This window comes from Nakamurella alba, assembly GCF_009707545.1.
Classification (GTDB): Bacteria; Actinomycetota; Actinomycetes; order Mycobacteriales; family Nakamurellaceae; genus Nakamurella; species Nakamurella alba.
On sequence record NZ_WLYK01000003.1, the window covers coordinates 1 to 16,609 of the forward strand.

Annotated in this window: 12 protein-coding genes and 1 pseudogene; 3 read left to right on the top strand and 10 right to left on the bottom strand. The window is 72.1% G+C overall.

Annotated elements, in window-relative coordinates:
* The 3 genes and pseudogenes from GIS00_RS10245 to GIS00_RS10255 all read right to left on the bottom strand — a co-directional run.
* A partial coding sequence (locus GIS00_RS10245) for a right-handed parallel beta-helix repeat-containing protein (protein WP_196073222.1) occupies positions 1-678 on the bottom strand: 678 nt, incomplete at its 3' end.
* Between the two features lie 580 nt (positions 679-1,258).
* Positions 1,259-2,446: an N-acetylglucosamine-6-phosphate deacetylase gene (gene nagA, locus GIS00_RS10250; RefSeq protein ID WP_322097809.1), complete on the bottom strand. Its 1,188-nt coding sequence runs from the start codon at positions 2,444-2,446 to the stop codon at positions 1,259-1,261.
* Between the two features lie 164 nt (positions 2,447-2,610).
* Positions 2,611-3,552: pseudogene (locus GIS00_RS10255) on the bottom strand (ROK family protein); the annotation flags it as partial.
* A 286-nt stretch (positions 3,553-3,838) separates the two neighbouring features.
* Between GIS00_RS10255 and GIS00_RS10260 the strand changes: the two are divergent.
* Positions 3,839-5,047, top strand: coding sequence for a CorA family divalent cation transporter (locus GIS00_RS10260; RefSeq protein ID WP_196073223.1), 1,209 nt, complete (start codon positions 3,839-3,841; stop codon positions 5,045-5,047).
* 10 nt (positions 5,048-5,057) lie between these two features.
* Here the strand turns inward: GIS00_RS10260 and GIS00_RS10265 are convergent, their stop codons facing one another.
* Entirely contained in the window at positions 5,058-5,531 is a 474-nt protein-coding gene (locus GIS00_RS10265) for an anthrone oxygenase family protein (RefSeq protein ID WP_154768382.1), read from the bottom strand.
* Positions 5,532-5,766: 235 nt separating this feature from the next.
* Here GIS00_RS10265 and GIS00_RS28920 point away from each other — a divergent pair, with 235 nt between their 5' ends.
* The gene (locus GIS00_RS28920; protein ID WP_154768383.1) at positions 5,767-6,828 is read left to right on the top strand and encodes an AraC family transcriptional regulator; all 1,062 of its coding nucleotides are present in this window, start codon (positions 5,767-5,769) and stop codon (positions 6,826-6,828) included.
* On the opposite strand, the gene GIS00_RS10275 is transcribed toward GIS00_RS28920, so the two are convergent.
* The 5 genes from GIS00_RS10275 to GIS00_RS10295 all read right to left on the bottom strand — a co-directional run bounded on the left by GIS00_RS10275 (position 6,788) and on the right by GIS00_RS10295 (position 12,814).
* Positions 6,788-7,924 (bottom strand): GuaB3 family IMP dehydrogenase-related protein, encoded by a 1,137-nt coding sequence (locus GIS00_RS10275; protein ID WP_154768384.1) that lies wholly within the window; start codon positions 7,922-7,924, stop codon positions 6,788-6,790. The two genes, GIS00_RS28920 and GIS00_RS10275, sit on opposite strands and share 41 nt — an antisense overlap.
* Before the next feature lie 149 nt (positions 7,925-8,073).
* Positions 8,074-9,663, bottom strand: coding sequence for an IMP dehydrogenase (gene guaB / locus GIS00_RS10280; protein WP_154768385.1), 1,590 nt, complete (start codon positions 9,661-9,663; stop codon positions 8,074-8,076).
* 94 nt (positions 9,664-9,757) lie between these two features.
* Positions 9,758-11,254 carry a hypothetical protein gene (locus GIS00_RS10285; RefSeq protein WP_154768386.1) on the bottom strand — a complete coding sequence of 499 codons (1,497 nt, stop codon included), beginning with the start codon at positions 11,252-11,254 and terminating at the stop codon, positions 9,758-9,760.
* Positions 11,254-11,934, bottom strand: a complete 681-nt coding sequence (gene shbA / locus GIS00_RS10290; protein ID WP_154768387.1) for an RNA polymerase sigma factor ShbA — start codon at positions 11,932-11,934, stop codon at positions 11,254-11,256. The genes GIS00_RS10285 and shbA overlap by 1 nt, the downstream gene beginning before the upstream one ends.
* 283 nt (positions 11,935-12,217) lie before the next feature.
* Positions 12,218-12,814, bottom strand: a complete 597-nt coding sequence (locus tag GIS00_RS10295; protein WP_322097811.1) for a response regulator transcription factor — start codon at positions 12,812-12,814, stop codon at positions 12,218-12,220.
* 602 nt (positions 12,815-13,416) lie between these two features.
* On the opposite strand from GIS00_RS10295, the gene GIS00_RS10300 reads away from it, so the two are divergent.
* Positions 13,417-13,704, top strand: a complete 288-nt coding sequence (locus GIS00_RS10300) for a WhiB family transcriptional regulator (protein ID WP_154768388.1) — start codon at positions 13,417-13,419, stop codon at positions 13,702-13,704.
* A gap of 1,159 nt (positions 13,705-14,863) precedes the next feature.
* On the opposite strand, the gene groL is transcribed toward GIS00_RS10300, so the two are convergent.
* Positions 14,864-16,489, bottom strand: coding sequence for a chaperonin GroEL (gene groL / locus GIS00_RS10305; protein WP_154768389.1), 1,626 nt, complete (start codon positions 16,487-16,489; stop codon positions 14,864-14,866).
* Positions 16,490-16,609 lie beyond the last annotated feature (120 nt).

The window sequence follows — 16,609 nt, forward strand, 5'->3', positions numbered from 1 at the left end:
GCGCAGGGTGATCTTGTTGGCGTCGTAGATCTGGATGCAGTCGGCGTGGTAGCCGGTGGAGCCGCCCTTGGTCTGGTTGTAGTCGTGGACGTAGTTGTTCTCCACGAGAACGTTGGTGGCGCGGGAGATCTGGATGCCGTCGAGTGAGGAGCCGTCGCGGAACTCGGAGTTGCGGACGGTGACGTTGTTGGAGCGCAGGAACATGCCGCCGCCGTCGAGCAGGGCGCCGTCGACGGTGGTGCCGGTGGCGGTGGAGTAGATGTAGAAGGTGATGGTGACGGTGACGTTCTTCCACACCAGGTTGGGGGCGTAGGTGCCCAGGCGGCCGAAGGTGGCGGTGGCGCCGGTGGCGGGGCGGACGGTGACCGGGGCGGTGGTGGTGGCCTTGCCGCCGCGGACGTCGATGTTGCCGTAGGAACCGCCGGCCAGTTCGATGGTGTCGCCACCGACGGCGGACGAGACCGCGGTGGTCAGCGCACACGGCGCCTCCACCGTGCAGGTCTTGCCGGCGCCGGTCGGCGACACCGAGAGGGTCCGGGGGCCGGCGGTGGTCGTGGCGGAGGCGACCGTCGCGGTGGCCGCGAGGGTGACGGCGGCCAGGGTGGTGGCCAGCACGCCGCGGACGACGGTGCGCATGGTCCGGCGGTCCGGGGCTGCCGTGGTGATGGAGGAGAACATCGTTTTCGCTGCCTTGAGGTCTCGGGTGGAGCAGGGCTTCTGTCGCTGACAGTGAGGAGACGCAACTCCCCGTCACCTCTCACGCGACCCTCGCGCGGCCCCGTCACGTGCGGCGATCACCCTCGGCAGCGGTCACACCTGGAAGTGGACCGGGCCACCCGACCGCGACACGGTGACGCTCCGTGGCGGGCCGCCGAACGTGCACGTGCGGTGACCGACGGCCGCCCGGCGTCACGCCGCGGATCGTCCACGGACTCCTCCGGGTGAATTCCGCGGGGCCCGACCGGACTCGTCGCCGCGGATCCCCGGGCCCGCTCGATGACTGCCTGCCGACCGCGCCGGGTCACCAGTGGCAGATCACCGGTGCCCAATCTCCGCGCGCCGATTCACCCGCACCGGGTCATCCGTGCCATGTCCAACCGCGCCGGATCACTTGTGCCACATCACCCATCACCCCGCGCCGACATCACCTCGTACCGGAGCACCCTCGTCACGCCCTGGCGCAGACCGATCCCGGGCCGGCCGGACCGCGGGCGGGCCGCCGTCCGACCCGCCCTGCGACATCACCGCAGCACGGTGCTCAGTCCTGCCGGGTTCGCGGTCGGCGGTCGTCCGCCCAGGCACCGTCCAGCAGCACCGCTTCGATTGCGAGATCGTCGTCCATGACGACGACGTCGGCCCGGAGCCCGACAGCGAGCGCGCCGATCGAACCGTCCAGCCCCAGCAGCCGGGCGGGCACCGTCGACGCCGCAGCGGCAGCAGCGGTGAGGTCGACACCGACCTCGCACACGGCATGGCGCAGGGCGGCGTCCATCGTCAGCGTCGAACCGGCGATGGCACCCACTGCCGGCCCGGAGGTCAGCCGTGCGACCCCGGCCTCGACGGACACCTCGGCCCGGCCCAGGTGGTAGCACCCGTCGGAACCGCCCGCTGCGGCCATCGCATCGGTGATCAGCGCGATCCGGTCCGGGGCGAGCGTCTGCAGCAGCCGCACGGTGCCGGGGTGCAGGTGCACACCGTCGTTGATCACCTCCAGCACCACGTCCCCGGCATCGGCGGCGGCCCCGACGATCGCCGGGTCCCGGTGGTGCAGTGGCCGCATGGCGTTGAACGCGTGGGTGACCAGGTCCGCGCCGTCGTCGAAGGCCGCCCGCGCGACGTCGTACCCGGCGTCGGAATGACCGATCGCAGCATGCACCCGGGCGACCACGAGCTGCCGGACCGCCGCTGCTCCGCCGGGAAGTTCGGGCGCCACCGTGACCGCCCGGATCCGCCCCTCCCCTGCCTCGAGCAGCTGGTCCACCGCCGCCGGTGTCGGGTGGATCAGGGCGGTGGGCTCGTGCACACCTGCCCGGTCGGGCGAGAGGAACGGGCCCTCGAGATGCAGTCCGAGGATCCGCGGGTCGGCCGCGGCGGCCGCTCCGGCCGCGGCGATCGCGATGCGCAGATCCGACAGCGGCGCCGTCACCAGCGACACGAGAGTGCCGGTGGTGCCGTGACTCCGGTGCACCGCCACCGCATCGTGGATCTGCGCAGCGCCGTCGTCGAAGGACGCACCGCCGGCGCCGTGCACGTGCAGGTCGATGAATCCGGGCAACAGGCGGCCGGACAGGTGCAGTACCTCGTCGTTGCTCGACACCGCGGGGGGCCGGCCCGGCCCGAGTCCGTCGATCACCCCGCCTTTCACCGACAGCCAGCCGTCGACCGGGCCCTCCGGAGTGACGATGCAGTGGCTGGTCAGGACCAGTCGACTCGGTGTTCCTTTCACGACGTGGCCTCAGCGGCGGACCCGACGGCGGGGTCCGCAGTGCCCCTGGCCGGATCGGCCGCGGACCCGACGGCGGCGACCGCAGCGCCCGTGGCCGGATCGGCGGCGCTGCCGTCGGAGCCGACCGCAGCACCCCTGGCCGGATCGGGTGCCGACCGGTCGACGTCGAGGTCGTCGAAGGCAGCGAGCGCGACGCCGAGCAGTCCGGCCTGGTCGCCCAGAGTGGTCACCCGCACCGGCGGCGGCCTGCGGAAGGTGAGGCGCTGCGCCAGGGCGGTCGCCACCGGATCCCGCAGCAGGTCGCCGGCCAGCGCGAGCCCTCCGCCCAGCACCACCACACCTGGGTCCAGCAGAGCGGTCACCGTCGCCAACCCGGCCCCGAGCGCCTCTGCGGCGTCGTCCCAGATCTGCTGTGCCGCCGCGTCTCCCGCGCGCATGGCGGCGGCCACCTCGGCGGCGCCGGTGTCGACGCCGGTGAGCGCCCGGTACCGAGCGGCCACCCTGGACGCCGACGCCAACGTCTCCAGACACCCCCGGTTGCCGCAGCCGCAGGGGTCACCGCCGGGGTCGACCACGATGTGCCCGAACTCCCCGGCCTGGCCGGTGGCACCGGGATCGACCTGTCCGGCCGTGATCAGCCCGCCGGCGATACCTGTGCCGAGAGAGACGAACCAGACGAAGTTCTCGTCCCGACCTGCACCCAGCCTGGCCTCGGCGAGGGCGGCGCTGCGCACGTCGTGACCGAGCACGATCGGCAGTCCGGTGTGCTGCGCGGCGATCCCGGCGAGCGGCAGGTCGCGCCAGCCGAGGTTGGCCGAGAACCGGACGAGACCTGCTGCCGCATCGACGGTCCCGGCCACTCCGACGCCGGCCGCAACGACGTCCGGCGCCTGTCCCTGGAGTTCGGTCAGCACCGACAGCACCGCCTCCAGCACGGCCTGCGGCCCGTCGACGGCCCGCGTGGCGCGCCGCACCGACGGACCCACGAGCTCCACACCGCCGTCGACCCGGACCGCAACGGCGCCCTTGATCGACGTCCCGCCGATGTCGACGGCGACGACCCGGTCCCCGGTCACCGGCACACCTTCCGTTCCGTGTCCGCCCAGCCTGCTCTGCACTGTGATGCCCTGCGTGACGACGCTACGTCGTACGAACAATCGCTCGTCCCTGACCTGAGCCTCGGCGATGGGGTGGCGTTCCCGCCACCTCCCGAGCGACTGCTCGATCCTGACCCATGAATGCTTGACCCTGCTCGTAGTCCGGCGAATGAGAGCAACTTCGAGCATCGCGATTGCTGGGCTCACCTTAGAACATGCCCGCTGGGCGACCGGGCCGCGCGGCCGTTCCGGTGTCGCCACCGGCTCCGCCCTGCGCGAGTCCATGATGGAAGCCGTGACCAGTACGCGGACCGACGGTTCCGGCAGCACTAGTTCCGGCAGCACCAGTTCCGGCAACACCAGTTCCGGCAGCAGCGTCACTGGTGGCGGCGACTCGGCCTCGGGCTCGGGCACGGGCACGGGCACGGGCACCGCCAACGGCGGGGCCACGACCGGCAACGGCGCTGACGACGTGACCGGCAGTGCCGCCGGTCCGGACTTCCGGGCCTTCCTCTGGCGCGACGGCGCCGTGCTCGACGAGCACCCGTCCCAGCCGACGGTGGCCTCCACCCTGCGCGCCGACCACACCGCCATGGCCTGGGCACTGCTCCCCCGCGAGCAGACCGGTGCCCTGGCCTCGGCAGTCGACTTCCTGCAGGTCGACGCACTGGGCGTGGAGGACGTGCTGGGGGACGACGAGTCGGTGAAGCTGGACTGGGTCGGCGGGACCATGGTGGCGGTGCTGCCGCACCACGTCTTCGACGCCGCCACCGGGGATCTCACCAAGACCCGGGTCTCGATCCTGGCCGGACCGCGGACCGTGGTCCTGCTGGTCGACCCGGACGTCGCGGACGACCTCGAGAAGCACCTGCGGTCCGGGACCGATGCTGTACTCACCGACGGGGTCCCGGCCGTGCTGCACATGATCATCGACCGGCTCGTCGACGACGACACCGCCGTGCTCGCGGAGATGGAGGATGCGGTCGACGAACTGTCGGACCAGCTCTTCGACGACCGGCCGCTGGGCAAGCAGGAGCAGTTGACCGCCTTCCGCCTCCGTCGCTCGGTGACCCGGTTCCGTCGGGTCGCCGTGCCGCTGCGCTCGATCACCTCCGACCTGGCCACCGCCGCGGCCCGGCGTGACGGCGACGACCCCACCGACGCCGCCGAGACCCTGCTCGGGACCCGGAGTGCCCGGGAGTTCGCGGATGTCGCCGACCACGCCGCACACAACGCCGGCGGCGCCGACGCGATGCGGGAGGTGCTGGCCTCGGTCTACGAGACGAACCTGTCGCTGGCCGATGTCCGGCTGAACACGGTGATGAAGAAGTTGGCCGGCTGGGCCGCGATCATCGCCGTGCCCACCTTCGTCACCGGCTTCATGGGCATGAACGTCCCGTACCCCGGCTACGGCACCACCACGGGGGTGGTCGTCTCGGTCGTCGTGGTGCTGGTCGCGGTCCTGGTCCTGTACCTGCTGTTCCGCCGCAAGGGCTGGCTCTGAGCGGCCCGACTCACGACAGCGCGGCCATCCCTGAGGCCACGGCGCCCGCCACTGCCACCGCGGCCCGCGCCGAGTTCCACCGGGTCCATCCCGGCCGGTAGCGCCGCCAAGCGGCGAGACCCGTTGCGTCGTCGGACATCCGGCCGAGGGCGTTGTTGCGGGGCACGTGGTAGCTCGCGGTGATCAGCCCGGAGGCGAGTCCGCAGGCACCGCCGATGATCGCCGCGATCCGACCTGGTGCCGTGCCGTCGAGACCTGCCGTGATCGCTGCCGCGGCCCCGACGAGCGCGGCTCCGGCGAGCGGCAGCATCAGCAGGCTGCGCGGCGCCAGCTCGTTGATCCGCTGCATCGCGCGCAGCCCCTCGGCGTCCGGCAGCCTGCCGAGCGCCGGCATCACCGTGCTGGAGAAGACGAAGAACGATCCGCCGAGCACGGCGCAGCTCACCGCGGTCGTGGCGTTCAGTGCTGTGAGAATTGTGCTCATGCTCTTGAGCCTGCCGGTCCTCGGTGAGACGATCCATGGGGTAGACACGCAGAAACCTCGGTGAAACTCTCACCCACGCCCCCATGAAGGTTTCACCAACTTGGGTCTCTGCGGCTGGAGTCTCAGCTGCTTGGGTCTCAGCAGCATGAATTTCGGCAACGGAGCCTGACCCGCGGAATCTCACCGGCGGGAATCTCGCACTCCCGGGATCGGGCCCGGACGACAGGAGACCGACGTGGACACCATCACCGCGGTCCTGGACGGGCATGCCGCCCGCCGGCCGTTCCTGTTGCGGTGCGTCTTCACCCCGCCCTGGGGCATCCGGCTCGCGGATCACGCCACCCTCGGACTGGTGGTGGTGGCCGCCGGGACCGTGGTGGTATCCGGGATCGACCACGCTCCGGTCCGTCTCGGGCCGGGCGACGTCCTGATCACCGCCGCTGCAGCGGATCTCGATCTCACCGATGCCGAGACGTCGGAGGTGGACGCGGTGGTCGAACCCGGGCAGGTGTGCCGGACGCTGCCCGGGCGGCCGCCGGTCACCTTTCTCGGCCCCGGTCACACCGACTGGGGCAACGACCCGGCCGGCAGCACCGTGCTGCTCACCGCTACCTGGGAGCTGCCCGGGCAGGTCAGCGGCCGACTGGTGGGTTCACTGCCCCCCGGCACCGTGATCCGCACCCACCGTGCCGACACAGCCGACACAGCCGCCGGTGCCGACAGATCCGGCAGGTCCGACGGGTCAGCCGGGTCGGACGGCGAGCTGCCGGCGCTCTTGCGACTGCTGGCCACCGAGATGGCCGCGACCAGCCCGGGACGCACGGCGGTGCTCGACCGGCTCGCGGATCTCGTCCTGATCGCCGCCCTCCGCCACCACTGGCAGCGCCCCGGGGCGACTGTCCCGACCTGGTGGCAGGCCCAGGAGGATCCCGTGCTCGGGCCGGCACTGGCTGCGATGTCCGCCGATCCGGCCGCGGAGTGGTCGGTGGCCTCGCTCGCGGCGACGGCCCACGTGTCCCGGGCGACCCTGTCCCGCCGCTTCGCCGCCGTGCTCGGCACGTCACCGATGGCGCACCTCCGGCGGTGGCGGCTGGACCTCGCCGCGGATCGGCTCCGGCACTCCACCGATCCGGTCGGAGCGGTCGCCGCAGCGGCGGGGTTCAGCGACCCTTTCGCCTTCAGCACCGCGTTCCGCCGGGAGTTCGGCCGGTCGCCACGCGACTACCGCAGCGCCGGTCCTGCCGACGCGCCCCGGATCAGCGGACCAGCGCGAGCCCGACCTTCTGGAACTCCTTGAGGTCGGAGTAGCCGGCCTTCGCCATCGCCCGGCGCAGCGCCCCGAACAGGTTCGTGGTGCCGTCCGCCCACGAGGTGGGACCGAGCAGCAGCTCCTCCAACGGCACCGTGGCGGTGCCGCAGGGTCCGGCGAAACCGCGCGGCAGCACCGGGTGCGCCGCGGTGGTCGGCCAGTACCAACCCTCGACCGGGGACTCCTGCGCCTCGGCCAGCGGCTCCCCCAGCATCACGGCGTCGGCGCCGCAGGCGATGGCCTTGGCGATGTCGGAGCTGGTGTTGATGTCACCGGAGGCGATGACATGCACGTAGCGACCGCCGGTCTCGTCCAGGTAGGACCGCCGGGCAGCAGCGGCGTCGGCGATCGCGGTGGCCATCGGCACCTCGATGCCCAGCACCGCGTCGGTGCTGGACTGCACGCCGCCGCCGGTCCCGACGACGACGCCGGCCGCTCCGGTCCGCATCAGGTGCGTTGCGGTCTGGTAGTTCGTGGCGCCGCCGACGATCACCGGCACGTCCAGGTCGGCGATGAAGGACTTGAGATTGAGCGCCTGCCCGTCGGGCTGCACGTGCTCGGCGGAGACGATGGTGCCGAGGATGATCAGCAGCTCGACGCCCGCGGCGATCGCGATCGGCGCCAGGGTCGCGGCGTTCTGCGGCGAGACCCGGACGGCGACGGTGCCGACGCCCTTCTTGATGGTCCCGATCGCCTCGGTCAGCAGGTCCTGGTCGACCGGCACCGAATACGCGGACCGCAGCGCCGTGGCCACGGCCTGTTCGTCGAACCCGTCCGCACCGGAGCCGGCCTCGAGGATCCCCTCGAGCACCCGGGCCGGGTCGTGGTGCCGGGCCCAGAGACCCTCTGCGTCCAGCACCCCGAGGCCGCCCATCGCGTTGACCGCGGTGACCACCGACGGCGAGGACACCGCATCGGTGGGCTGGGTGAGCAGCGGGATCTCGAACCGGTAGGCGTCGATCTGCCAGGACGTGGACACCTGCGACGACGAGCGGGTGCGCCGGGACGGCACGATCGCGATCTCGTCCAGGCCGTACGCCCGGCGGGCGGTCCGGCCCATGCCGATCTCGACGGTCTCGTTCATCCGTGGCCCACTTCCTCACCGATCACTGTGCTGCCTCGACACTGCACCGTGCTGCCCAACCGCTGCCGCGTTCCGGACAGGCGCCGGGACGGCGCGCATCATCATCCCGTACCACGCGGTGCCCGCCGACCAACCCCGACGGCGACCCGTCAGCGGTCGAAGTAGTTGGGCGCCTCGGTGGTGATGGTGATGTCGTGCGGGTGCGACTCCTTGAGCCCCGCCGAGGTGATCCGCACCAGCTTGGCGTGCTGCAGCTCGGCGATGGTGTGCGAACCGGTGTAGCCCATGGCCGCGCGGAGTCCGCCGACCAACTGGTGGGTGACGTCGGACAGCTTGCCGCGGTAGGGCACCCGGCCCTCGATGCCCTCGGGGACCAGCTTGTCGTCGGAGAGCACGTCGTCCTGCCCGTACCGCCCCTTGGAGTAGCCCTTGCTCTGCCCGCGCGACTTCATCGCGCCCAGCGAGCCCATGCCGCGATAGGCCTTGTACTGCTTGCCGGACACGAAGATCAGCTCGCCCGGCGACTCGGACACGCCGGCCAGCAGCGACCCGAGCATGACGGTGTCGGCGCCGCAGGCCATCGCCTTCGCGATGTCGCCGGAGTATTGCAGGCCGCCGTCGCCGATCAGCGGCACCCCGGCCGGGCGGCAGGCCTTGGCGGCCTCGTGGATGGCGGTGACCTGCGGGACGCCGATGCCGGTGACCACGCGGGTGGTGCAGATCGAACCGGGGCCGACCCCGACCTTGACCGCGTCCGCCCCGGCGTCGATCAGCGCCTGGGCGCCGGCGCGGGTGGCGACGTTGCCGCCGACGATGTCGACCTTGTGCCCGACCTCGCGCTGCAGCCGGGCGACCTGGTCGGCGACGGCCCGGGAGTGGCCGTGCGCGGTGTCGACGACGATCACGTCGACCCCGGCGTCGACCAGGCCCATCGCCCGGAGGTAGGCGGCCTCGTTCACGCTGACCGCGGCGGCGACCAGCAGCCGCCCGTCGGCGTCCTTGGTGGCGTTCGGGTACTGCTCGGTCTTGGTGAAGTCCTTGACGGTGATCAGCCCGCGCAGCTTCCCGTCGGCGTCGACCAGCGGCAGCTTCTCGATCTTGTGCTTGCGCAGCAGGCCCAGCGCCACCTCGCCGGTGCAGCCGACCGGTGCGGTGACCAGCGGCAGCGGGGTCATCACCTCGCGCACCGGGCGGGTCATGTCGACCTCGAACCGCATGTCGCGGTTGGTGATGATGCCGACCAGCCGGCCGGTCGGGTCGGTGACGGGGACGCCGGAGATGCGGTACGTCGCGCAGATGGCGTCGGCCTCGGCGATGGTGGCCTCGGGCGAGCAGGTGATCGGGTCGGTGATCATCCCGGCCTCGGACCGCTTGACGATCTCGACCTGGGTGGCCTGGTCCTCCGGCTGCATGTTGTAGTGCAGCACCCCGATGCCGCCCTGCCGGGCCATCGCGATCGCCATCCGCGACTCGGTGACGGTGTCCATCGCGCTGGAGATCAGCGGGATCTTCAGCGAGACGTTCCGGGTGAGCCGGGTGGCGGTGTTCGCCTCGCTGGGCACCAGGTCGGAGGCGTCCGGCAGCAGCAGGACGTCGTCGTAGGTCAGCCCGATGAGCGAGAACTTGTCGTCCGACGGCGCATCCCGGGTGTCGACGGTGGTCGCCGGCAGACCGTCGGGGACGACCGGCTCCTCGGGATCGACCTGATCGGTGAGGGGCGGGAACGAGGTCGTGGTCATCGGGGTGCCTTCCGCCGGCGAGTGCTGCGAACATCCGGCCCGGCCGCCGAGTGGCGCCGGATCGGCAGCTCCATCGTAGGCGAGCCGCCGGGGGTCACCGGCTCGCGGAGTCCCCGGTGGACGTGCCGGTGCTCACCGCATCGGTTCCGGCGGCCGCGGTGCGCTGCTGCACAGCTTGCTCCGACTGCACCGACTGCTGGGCCAGGGTCGTCCCGCTGCCGGCGGGCGCGACCTGCAGCGCCGAGCTGGAGTGCTGGACCCCCGGCGTCGAGTCCTGCTGCGCGTCCTGCTGCACCGGCCCGGTCTGCTGCTGGGTGGGCTGCTGCTGGGTCGGCTGCTGCTGCGTGGGCTGCTGCTGGGTGGGCTGCTGCTGTGTCGGCTGCTGCTCGGTGGCGGACACGGCCGGGCTGTCGGTGACCGGCGGGGTCTCCGAACTCGTCGACGGCGGGGTGCTGCTACCGCTGCCGGACTCGGAGCTGCTGGACGGCGGCGTACTGCTGCCGGACTCGGAGCCGCTGGACGGCGGGGTGCTGCCGGATCCGGTGTCCGGGGTGGTGGACGGTGCCGGCGGCGGCGTCGTCGCCGGGGGATTCTGGGTCGGCCCGGTCGGCGACGTGCCGCCGGTGCCCGGTGCGGGCGAGGTGCCGCCACCCGGCGGGGTGCCCGGGTCGGTCGGCCCGGTCGGCGGCTCTCCCCCACCCGTCCCGGGGTCGGTGCCACCGCTGCCCGGGTCCGTGCCCGGACCGGCCGGGCTGCCCGGCGGCACGTTGACGCCGGTCCCCGGCGGCGGTGTGCTGCCGGTGGTCGGGGCCCCGGGGGTCACAACACCCGAGGTGCCGCCGCCGCCCGGGACAGGAACGGTCGGGGTACCGGCGGGACCGCCGTCGACCTCGGTGGTGGACGCGATGCTGGAGGTGGCCTTCGTCCAGAGGTCCTGGTACTTGGTCTCCAGTTCCTGCCGGCCGTCCTCCTCCTGCACCCGCTGCAGATCCCCGGAAGCGGAGGTGAGCGCGACGATCGCGCGGGTGGGATCGCCGGAGTAGAGCGCGGTCTCGGCCGTGTCGAGGGCGATCCGAGCGGACTCCCGGGCGGCCACGGAGTCGGCCCGGTCCGACCACAGCATCTTGGCCAGCGGCCACAGCACGTCGCCCGGATGGGCCGTGCGCGAGCCGACCGTCGCAGTACCGACGAGCAGCGCCGCAATGGCCGCGGCGACCGCGATCATCGGACGGAAACCCCTGCGCTGCTTGCGGATCCGCGCCGGTGCGGCCACGGCGGGGAGCTCGGGGACCGGCGGCAGGTCGTCGACCCGGAGGTCGCCGCGCCACTGCATCAGCAGCTGGGTCAGCGGATCACCGGGCAGGTCGGCGTCGTCACCGGAGCGGTCGGCCTGCACCGGCAGGTAGGGGCCGGCATCGCCGAACAGATCGTCGTCCGACGGATCGGAGGCGTCCAGGTCCGACCGTCGGGACTGCGCCGGAAGCGCTGCCGCAGCGGCGATCTCGTCGAGCAGGCGGTCGTCCCAGGCGATCGCGCCGAGGTCGTCGGACGGCGACCCGCCCAGCGGGTCGAAGCTCTCGTGGCGGCCCATCAGATCAACTGCTCACTGAGTCCGAGGTCGCCGTCGAGGATGCCCCGCAGCTTGGTGAGCGCACGGTGCTGGGCCACCCGGACCGCCCCCGCGGTCATCCCCAGGGCCTCCGCGGTCTCCTCGGCAGACAGGCCGACAGCGACGCGCAGGCGCAGGATCTCGCGCTGGTTGGTGGGCAGCATCTCCAGCAGCCGACCCATCGTCGCGGCGGCGGCGCCGGCCATCGCACGGGTCTCCGGACCCGGCTCGTTGGTCAGCCGATCGGGCACCTCGGCCACCGGGACCGAGCGCGACCGGCCACCGGCGCGGTGCGCGTCCACCACCTTGTGCGAGGCGATCCCGTACACGAAGGCCAGGAAGGGGCGTCCGTCACGGCGGTAGTTGGGAAGAGCCGTCATGACCGCCATGCACACCTCCTGGGCGACGTCATCGTCGGTGGACAACGACCGGTGCCCGCCGGAGAGGCGGGCACGGCAGTAGCGCACCACCAGTGGATGGATCGTGGCGAGAAGGTCGGTCAGCGCCCGGCGTTCGCCCTCGACGGCCCGGTCGACCAACAGGTCGATCCGCCCCGCCTGGTCCGCCGGCTCCGCGTGCCGCCCGCCCGCCGCGACCGGGCCGCTGCCCGGAACGGCGCGTGGGGCGGCACCCGCGCTGACTTCGTTCTCTGCGTCTTCCATCGTCCGGACAGGTAAACCCGTTACACCCCTCGACGCAGTCATGGTCGCCCCGATCGGGTGCGCGTCATCGACACGCCCCCGGGATCACTGATCGTAACGGCGTCCGGATCATTCGGAGCAAGGGTGTCCGCAATCCGGATGCCGGTCACCGCCCCCGTCATACGGAACCGGCGCCGTCCGGGAGAGATGGACGGCGCCGGCACTGTATCGGGTGTTTTCCGTGCGCTACGGGTGGCGGGCGTCGCGTGCTGGGCGCGTGGACGCGGCCGGAAGCGCGGCCGGCTCAGGCGACGAGGCCGCGGCGGAAGCCGACGGCGACGGCCTGGGCACGGTCCCGCGCACCGAGCTTGCGGAACAGGCGGCGGGCATGGGTCTTGATGGTGTCCTCGGAGAGGAACAGCTCCTTGCCGATCTCGCCGTTGGACTGCCCCTGGCTCATCCCGCGCAGCACTTGCAGCTCGCGCTCGGTGAGCTGGGCCTGGCCGTCCACCGCGTCCCGGGGGAAGGGGATGCGCGGGCTGGTCAGCGTGTCGGCGAGGGCGGCGACGATCTCCGGCTGGGTGGCGTCCCAGCGCAGGAACCCGCGGGCGCCACAGGCGATCGCTGCGGCGATGGAGGCGGTGTCGTCCGGCGAGCCGAAGACGATGACCACGGCGGAAGGGTGGATGGCCAGCAGCCGGCGGGTCGCCTCGATGCCACTGGTCAGCGCCCGCTGGGTGCCGATGAGGACGACGTCGGCCGCCTCCCGGCCGTACCGGCTCAGCAGCTCCTCGCCGCTGCCGACGGCGTCGATGGTGTCCACCGACGGCACCGCGGCCATGACCCGGTTGAGACCGTCACGAGCGCTCCTGCGCTCGTCGCAGATCAGCACGCTCGTCACTGTTGTTCTCTCCCTCTGGGCCGGCTGGAGCGCCGGACTGTCGATCCTCCCGGGCGGGTGTTCCCCGTTCGGGTTCCTGCACCTGCAGCAAGTTGCGCAATCTGGTCAAACCGACACGCATAACGTACTCGTTCTGACGGAGTGTAGCCAGCCGATTGCCCAATGTTCGGCACGACTGACAACCTCCGTTCAGAGGTCAGTCGTCCGTGTGACGAACCACGTCCGACCGTGCTCATGGGTGACCGATCGGACCAGAAATTCCCGTCGGAGCGCACAGTCGGGATACCTTCGGCCGATCGTCGGTGGCACAGGGTGATCAGCCACCCGGTGGTGGCAGGGGTGGTGGACTCCCCCGAAAGCTCTTCGGAGCGACGACCGTCGGCCACACTGTTGCACCACCCGTTCGCACCCCACCCGGGCTCTTGAACGCCGGGCCGGGATGTGACTAGGGTCATGATCACCAAGACGTCGGAATCAACGGGGATCCGACTCGCTGCCACCCGACGGAACCTGCCGCACCGGAGTCCTTGCGGTGCGGGACCCGTGGGGCGCCGGCCGTCCCCCGCTCCGGCACCCGGCACATGGTGGAGGTGGGCAGCACGATGGCCGATACCCGACGGCTCCCCGGTCCGAACGCGGATCTGTGGGACTGGCAACTGGACGCCGCCTGTCGCGGGCTGTCCAGCGCCTTCTTCTTCCATCCCGAGGGGGAGCGGGGCCCGGCGCGGGCGCGCCGCGAGGCGCGGGCGAAAGCGATCTGCGGGGACTGCCCGGCGCTGCTCGCCTGCCGCTCGCACGCCCTCGAGGTGCACGAGCCGTACGGCATCTGGGGCGGGCTGTCCGAGGGTGAGCGTCAGCAGATCCTGACCACCGCCGCCCGGGCCAGCTGATCCGCCGGTCCGGACGGACCGGCCCCACCCGCGTGTCGCGACCGTCCTGACGGGAGTGCGTGGCGGGGCGTGCCGGTGACGTCCGGATGCGCCGTGCGTCGCGCCGTGCTGCTGCACCATGTCCACCGCCTTCCCCGTGTCCCCGTCCGGTCCCTGGCCAACCGACTGCGCTCGCTTGCCGATCCCACTGCTGTCACTGCTGTCACTGCCGACTGCACTCACTGCCCTGATCGCTGGCTGCTCTCACTGCCGAGTGCTCCGCTGCCGGGTTCTGGACATCACGTCGCCCGACGCACGAATGCCCCGGCCGGCGAGCCGCCGGATATCCGATCCAGTCGCACCGACCGGGGCCGGCTTGCCTCGGCCGTTCGCGCCTCGTGCCGCAAGCGCCGCGCCTGATGAGCCACTCTTTCGAGTCGTTCACCCATCTGTCACTCGTTCAGTGTAGGCCGAAGGAAGGTCGTTGCGCAGCCCTTTCACCTTTCCGTGCGGAACCGGAGGGCGAACATCCGTCGCAGATACCGATTCTCTCCACGGACGCGTGACAGGTGAGCCGGTTCCAAGGTCCTCCGATCGTGCACTCACCCTGCGTGATCAGAACGGCGTTCCCGATCGACGGAGCGCAGCGGGGACCGGGTGGGACCGATGCCCCGGCCGGGACATCACGGACGCGGATGCCGGGCGCTCCCCGTGATCGCGTCCACCCCCGGTGCAACCACGTCCGTCGGTACGGGCCCGGATCAGGTGGCGGGCCGGCAGGCGCGAACGAGTCGGGTGGCGCGAACGGGCCGGGTGGCGCGAACGAATCGGGTGGCGAGAACGGGCCGGCTGGCGCGAACGGCCCGGCTGGCGCGAACGGCCCGGCTGGCGCGTACGAGTCGGCTGGTGCGAATGGGCCGGGCGCGGGCTGGCCGGGGGCGCCGTGGGCCCGAGGTTTCGTGACCCGGGGTTTCGTGACCCGGGGTTTCGTTGGCCAGAGGCGCCGTTGGCCAGAGGCGCCGGGGCCTGGGGCCCGGAACGGCAGGAAGGGCGGCCCGGGGAGATCCCGGACCGCCCTTCCGCGGTGCTACTGGCCGATGCCGTCAGTGCTGCATCGGGTGGTGCTGGGTGTGGTGCTGGATGTCCTGCACGGTCGGCCGACGGGCCTGCCGGTCAGGCGTCAGTGCGCGTGCCCGTGGTGCCCACCGGCAGCCGGGGCCGGGGCGGCCTCGGGGATGTCGGTGACGGCGCTCTCGGTGGTGAGGACCATGCCGGCGATCGAGGCGGCGTTCGCCACCGCCGACTTGGTGACCTTGACCGGGTCGATGATCCCGGCCGCGGTCAGGTCCCCGTAGGTCAGCGACGCGGCGTCGAAGCCGTGCCCGACCGGGAGGTCGGCGATCTTCGCGACCACGACAGCACCCTCTTCGCCGGCGTTCGCGGCGATCCAGTACGCCGGGGAGGTCAGCGCCCGCCGGACGATGCCGACGCCCAGCGCCTCGTCGCCCGACAGCTCGGTCTCCAGTGCGGCCAGATCGGCGGCGGCGTGCACCAGCGCGGACCCGCCACCGGCGATGATCCCCTCGGCCACGGCCGCCTTGGTCGCCGCGACGGCGTCCTCGATGCGGTGCTTGCGCTCCTTGGCTTCGGTCTCGGTGGCCGCGCCGACCTTGATCACGGCGACGCCACCGGCCAGCTTGGCCAGCCGCTCCTGCAGCTTCTCGCGATCCCAGTCGGAGTCGGTGGAGTCGATCTCCTTGCGGATCTGCGCGGAGCGGTCGGCGACCGCCTCGGCCGAACCGCCGCCGTCCACCAGCACGGTGTCGTCCTTGGTGACGGTGACGCGACGGGCGGTGCCCAGCACGTCGAGGCCCGCCTCGGACAGCTTCAGGCCCACCTCCGGGGAGACGACCTCGGCGCCGGTGACGATCGCCAGGTCCTGCATGAACGCCTTGCGCCGGTCGCCGAAGAACGGCGACTTCACCGCGACGACCTGGAAGGTCTTGCGGATCGTGTTGACCACCAGGGTCGACAGGGCCTCGCCCTCGACGTCCTCGGCGATGATCAGCAGCGGCTTGCGGGCCTCGACGACCTTCTCCAGCAGCGGCAGGATGTCGGCCAGCGCCGAGATCTTGTCGCGGACCAGCAGGATCAGCGGGTTCTCCAGGACGGCCTCGCCGGCCTCCGGGTCGGTCGCGAAATGCGGCGACAGGAAACCCTTGTCGAACTGCACGCCGTCGGTGTACTCGAGCTCGATGCCGAGCCCGCCGTGCTCCTCGACGCTGATCACGCCGTCGGCGCCGACCTTGGACAGGGCCTGGCCGAGCAGGTCGCCGATGTGCTCGTCGCGCGAGGCGATGGTGCCCACGTTGGCGATGGCCTGCTGGTCACCGGCCACCGGGGTGGCCCGGGAGTCGAGCAGCTCGCCCACCCGGGACGCGGCCTGCATGATGCCCGAGCGCAGCGCCAGCGGGTTCGCCCCCGCGGTCACGTTGCGCAGGCCCTCGGCGACCATGGCCTGGGCCAGCACGGTCGCAGTGGTGGTGCCGTCGCCGGCCACGTCGTTGGTCTTGGTGGCGGCGGTCTTCGCCAGCTGGGCGCCGAGGTTCTCCCCCGCGTCGTCCAGCTCGATGTCACGGGCGATGGTTACGCCGTCGTTGGTGACGGTCGGGCCGCCGAACTTCTTGTCCAGCACCACGTACCGGCCGCGGGGCCCGAGGGTCACCTTGACGGCGTCGGCGAGCTGGTCCACGCCCCGCTGCAGGGCAGCGCGCGCGGTGGTATCGAAGCTGATCTGCTTCGCCATGTCCTACTCGATTCTGGGTCTATGACGGACTGGGGGTGCACCGGGCGGGCACGCACGTCGACGGCGCGACCGCCCCGGAACACGACTGCGCCCCGGCCCCGCGGTGTGCAAGGGCCGGGG